A 4,843-nucleotide genomic window follows, 5' to 3' on the forward strand; every position below is an offset into this window, starting at 1 on the left:
CATCACGGGGACGCCGGACACGGTGATTCCCAAGGTGAAGCATGTGCTGGAGTACTTGCGGCCGGGCAACATCTTCTTCTGGGACGGGGACGGGGCGATGACGCACGACGACGCGATGCGCAGCCTGCGGCTGATGGGGGAGGAAGTGATCCCGGCGGTGCGGGACATCGCGCGGGCGCTGGACCTCAAAGGCGCCTTCGAGGTCGACCCGCTCACCAACCAGCCGCTCGCCGCGGCGACCGGCGCCGCCGGCGACTGAGGCGGGGCTGGCCGAGAGTACGTGCAGGATGACAGGGAGGCGAGCATGACCGGGCCGCTCGCAGGGGTACGGGTGCTGGACCTGAGCTGTGGTCCGGCGGGCGGCGCCGCCACGATGGTGCTCGCCGACTTCGGCGCCGATGTGATCAAGATCGAGCCGCCGGGCGGCGATCCGTTCCGCTTCCTTGCCGCCGCGCCGATGTGGCTGCGCGGCAAGCGCAGTCTCGTGCTCGACCTGAAAGCTAACGCCGGCGTCGCGCGGCTGCATGAGCTGGCGTCGGACGCCGACGTGGCCGTCAGCAGCTTTCGGCCTGGCACGGCGGAACGCCTGAGCGCCGATTATGCAACCCTCGCCACGGTGAATTCGCGGCTGGTCTACTGCGCGATTACCGGCTTCGGCCCGCGCGGCCCCTACCGGCGCTACAAGGGCTACGAGGCGCTGGTCGCCGCAAAGTCGGGCCGCATGGTGACCTTCACCGGGCAGTTGCCGCGCCCCGGCCCGGCCTACGCGGCCGTGCAGGTGGGCACGCACGTCGCCTCGCAGTCCGCGGTGCAGGGCATCGTCGCGGCGTTGCTGGCGCGCGAAGCGACCGGGCGCGGCCAACTCGTGGAAACGAGCCTGCTGCAGGGCATGCTGCCGTACGACATGGGTGGCTTGCTGATCGAGCAGTTGCGCCGCCGCTTCCCCGCGCAGTTTCCCGACGACCCGCTGCAACTGCTGCTGCGCACGCCGACCTTGCAGTATCAGCCGGTGCTCACCGGCGACGGCAAATGGATGCAGCTCGCCAACCTGGTCGAGCACCTCTTTCACAGTTACATCGCCGCCGCCGGCCTCACCGATCTGTACGCCGACGAGCGCTACGCCGCGCTGCCGGTCGTGGGCGAGGCGGAGAAGGAGGAGATCCGCGCCCTCATGCTGGAGCGGATGCGCGAGCGGCCGCTGGACGAATGGATGGCCGAGTTCATCGCCGACGGCAACGTCGCCAGTGAGCCGATCGTCTCTACCCAGGCTGCGCTCAGCCACCCGCAGGCAGTGCACAACGGCCATGTGCGCGAACTGGAGCATCCACGCCTGGGCCGCGTGCGCCAGATCGGCCCGATCGCGAAGCTGCCGAAGACCCCCGCCGAGCCCTCACCCGCTTCACCGGAGCCCGGCGAGTCGGTCGGCGCCGCGTTCGCCGCACGGACCGTGGCGCCCCGCGAAGCGCCCCAACGCTCCACCCGCCCGCCGCGCCACCCGCTGGAAGGCGTCACGGTCGTGGAATTCGCCACGATCATCGCCACGCCCTACGCCTGCTCGCTGCTGGCCGACCTCGGCGCCCGCGTGATCAAGATCGAGTCGCTTGAGGGCGACGGTTTCCGCGGCATGGGCAACGGCATCGGTACGGTGAAGACGACGGCTGGCAAGGAGAGCATCTGCGTCGATCTCAAGACGGAGGCCGGCCGTGAGGTCGCTCGGCGGCTGGTCGAGCGCGCCGACGTGCTGATCCACAACTTCCGGGTGGGTGTCCCGGAGCGGCTGGGTATCGGCTACGAGCAAGTCGCCGCCTACAATCCGCAGATCGTCTACATCTCCGCCACGGGCTACGGCGAGACGGGGCCGTACGCACGCCGGCCCTCCGCCCATCCGGCCGCGGGCGCCGCGATGGGCGGCGTGCTCTGGCAGGCGGGCAGCGCCATGCCGCCGGCCAGCGTGGACGGCATCGACGAGGTGAAGGAGTACGCGCGGCGGTTCTACCGCGCGAACGAGCTGAACCCCGACCCGAACACCTCGATGGTCGTGGCCAGCGCGGCGTTGCTCGGCCTCTACGCGCGCAAGCTGCGCGGCATCGGCCAGCACATCGAGACCGACATGCTGATCGGCAACGCCTACGCCAATCTCGACGATTTCCTCAGCTACGAAGGCAAGCCGCCGCGCCCGCCCGTGGATGCCGAGCTGTTCGGCCTGGGTGCGCTCTACCGCCTCTACGAGACGGCCGAGGGCTGGATCTTCCTCGCCTGCGTTTTCGAGGCGGAGTGGCAGGCGCTCTGCCGTGCCCTGCCGCGGCCGGACCTCGCCAACGACCCGCGCTTCTCCTGCGCCGAGTCGCGCCGCGAGCACGACGCGGAGTTGGCGGCGCTGCTGGCCGAGGAGTTTTGCCGGCGCTCCGCGGAGGAGTGGGAGGCGCTGCTCAGCAGCCACGACGTGGGCTGCGTGCGCGCGGACAAATCGACAGCCGGCGTCTTCTGGGACAGCGATGCGCACGTGCTGGAGAACGGCTTCACCCGCGAGGCGGAGCACCTGCGCTGGGGGCCGTACTGGCGCCACGGCCCGCTGGTGACGCTGAGTTCGACGCCGGAGCGGGCGGGCGCCGGCGTGCTCGCCGGTCAAAACACGAGCCAGTTGCTGCGCGAGCTGGGCTACAGCGCCGACGCGATCGCGGCGCTGCGCAGCGCTGGCGTGGTGCGCTCGGAGGAGCCCTAGGCCGGCCCCTCGCCCCCGCCCGTCCGGCATCTGCGATGACGGTTCCGCCAGCGCTGGGAGCAAGGGGCGAGCCGGTTTGCAGCCTTCGGGAGCGCGTTGGGTTAGTCGGCGCGCTGCTGCTCGTGGATGCGGCCGCGACGGGCGCACGCCTGTGCGTCCCTACCACCCGTCGTGACGCACGTTCTGGGTGTCTCACAGCGCTGAACGCGCGGACCGGCACCACGGGTTGTGGCACTGCGGATAGCGGCGGCACAGGCGGCGCGTCAACTGAACTCCCGCCGGAACCGCCCGCTGGTGAGCGCAATCGCGCGCCTGCCTACAATCGCGGCATGGATATGCGGCGCAACTGGCAGGTGCTCTTGTTCGGCGGTGCCAGCGGGGTCGGCAAGACGAGCGTCAGCTACCGGCTGGCGCACGCGTTCCGCGTTGGGCTCACCGAGGTCGATGACTTCCACATCGTCCTGAAGCGCCTGACCACGCCCGAGCAGCAGCCGGCGCTGCACTTCTTCCGCCTCCACGCCGCTGAGGTGCTGCGCATGGACGACCAGCGGATGCTGGCGCACATTCTCGACAGCTCCGAAGCGATGTCGGGCGCGATGGAGCTCGTGATCGGCAACCACCTCGCCAGCAGCGCCCCGGTGGTGCTCGAGGGCGACTTCCTGCTCCCTTCGCTCGCCGTCCGGCCCGCCTACGACGGCATCCCGGCCGCCGGGCAGGTGCGCGCCGTCTTCCTCTACGAAGAAGATGAGCAACAGATCCTGCGCAACTATCGCGCGCGGGAGGGCACGGACCAGCCGCACCGGGCGCGGGTCAGCTGGTACCACGGCGAGTGGTTGCGGTGCGAGGCGGAGCGGCTCGGCCTGCCGGCCGTCCCCGCCCGGCCGTGGGACACGGTCCTGGAACGGGTCATCGCCGCACTCTAACCGGCGTAATCCACCGCGCGGGCTGCGCCAAAGGGCTCGATTGACGGTCTCGCAAAGGACCGCTTGGGAGCCCAACCCTCTCCCGCGCAAGCTACCGGGGATCGCCCGTCACCCTCTCCCAGGATTGGGAGAGGGTGACGGGCCGGGGGTGAGGACGAGGGCCGCGCCCCGGCTACTGCACCGGCGTCAGCCAGCTCAGCCAGCGGCGGTCGATCGCACGGATCGCGTCGTGGTAGGACCGCTGGATGCGGCGCGTGATCGGGCCGATCTCGCCCGTGCCCACGCGGTAGTGGTCGATCTCGGTGACCGGGCTGATCTCTGCGCCGGTGCCCAGCAAGAACGCCTCCTGCGCCATGTACAGCTCGGTGCGGTCGATCTCCCGCTCAATCACCGGCAAGCCCAGCGCTTCGGGAATCAGCTCAAGCAGGAAGCTGCGGGTGATGCTCTCGAGAATGCCGGCCGTGACCGGCGGCGTGATCACCGTGCCGCCGCGCACAATGGCGATGCAGGCGCTCGCGCCCTCCGCCACGCTGCCGCGCTCGTTGAGGAAGATCGGCGCGTCGAAGCCGGAGAGCTTGGAGTCCAGGTGCGCGATGCGGCTGTTCTGGTAGTTCGGCACCGCCTTGATGCGCGGCGGCAGGCTGCGCTCGCTGATCCGCGTCCAACTCGTCACGTTGCAGCGCAACGCTCGCTCGGTCATCAACAGCGATGGCCGCGGCTCCGCACAGATGTAGACGCGCACCTCGTCACCGACGACCGGCGGCGCGTACATGCCGCTGGCCGGCGGCGCCGGCGCGGCCACAGGCTGCAGATAGCAGTCGTCGTCGATCTCGTTGGCCGTGAGCGAGGTGAGGCAGGCGGCCGCGAGTTCCTCGGTACTCCAGCGTGAGTGCAGGCGCATGAAGGCGATCGAGTTCTGGAAGCGCTCCAGGTGCTGCGTCAGGCCGAAGATGTGCAGCACGCCGTCCGGCGAGCGGTAGCCCTTGATCCCCTCAAACACGGCGGAGAGGCCCGACCAGGTCGCCTGCGTCAGCGGCATGGTTACATCGGACCAGAGGCGCAGCTCGCCATCCACCCACAGCCAGCGCTGCCGCCAGTCACCCTCATGAAAGCCCACCGTGGGCTCGATCGTCCGTATCGTCATCTGCTTGCTCCGCCGCGCGTTCCCGGCCAGCATAGTGGGTGCCCCCGCCGGCCG

Annotated in this window: 4 protein-coding genes; 3 read left to right on the forward strand and 1 reads right to left on the reverse strand. The window is 70.1% G+C overall.

All coding sequences use genetic code 11. The features are described from left to right. The 3 genes from VKV26_19080 to VKV26_19090 all read left to right on the forward strand — a co-directional run. Positions 1-259 (forward strand): hypothetical protein (locus tag VKV26_19080; GenBank protein ID HLZ72013.1); only part of this gene is annotated, 259 nt, incomplete at its 5' end. 45 nt (positions 260-304) lie between these two features. Next, positions 305-2,722, forward strand: coding sequence for a CoA transferase (locus VKV26_19085; protein HLZ72014.1), 2,418 nt, complete (start codon positions 305-307; stop codon positions 2,720-2,722). A 329-nt stretch (positions 2,723-3,051) separates the two neighbouring features. After that, the gene (locus tag VKV26_19090; GenBank protein ID HLZ72015.1) at positions 3,052-3,645 is read left to right on the forward strand and encodes a hypothetical protein; all 594 of its coding nucleotides are present in this window, start codon (positions 3,052-3,054) and stop codon (positions 3,643-3,645) included. A 172-nt stretch (positions 3,646-3,817) separates the two neighbouring features. Here the strand turns inward: VKV26_19090 and VKV26_19095 are convergent, their stop codons facing one another. Next, positions 3,818-4,789: an aminotransferase class IV gene (locus VKV26_19095; protein HLZ72016.1), complete on the reverse strand. Its 972-nt coding sequence runs from the start codon at positions 4,787-4,789 to the stop codon at positions 3,818-3,820. Between the last annotated feature and the right edge of the window lie 54 nt (positions 4,790-4,843).

This window comes from Dehalococcoidia bacterium, from assembly GCA_035310145.1.
Taxonomy (GTDB): domain Bacteria; phylum Chloroflexota; class Dehalococcoidia; order CAUJGQ01; family CAUJGQ01; genus CALFMN01.

Bases quoted from the DNA above. Each gene is read 5' to 3' on its own strand.
- VKV26_19085 (HLZ72014.1), top strand. From the start codon at position 305: ATGACCGGGCCGCTCGCAGGGGTACGGGTGCTGGACCTGAGCTGTGGT.
- VKV26_19095 (HLZ72016.1), bottom strand. From the start codon at position 4,789: ATGACGATACGGACGATCGAGCCCACGGTGGGCTTTCATGAGGGTGAC.
- VKV26_19090 (HLZ72015.1), top strand. From the start codon at position 3,052: ATGGATATGCGGCGCAACTGGCAGGTGCTCTTGTTCGGCGGTGCCAGC.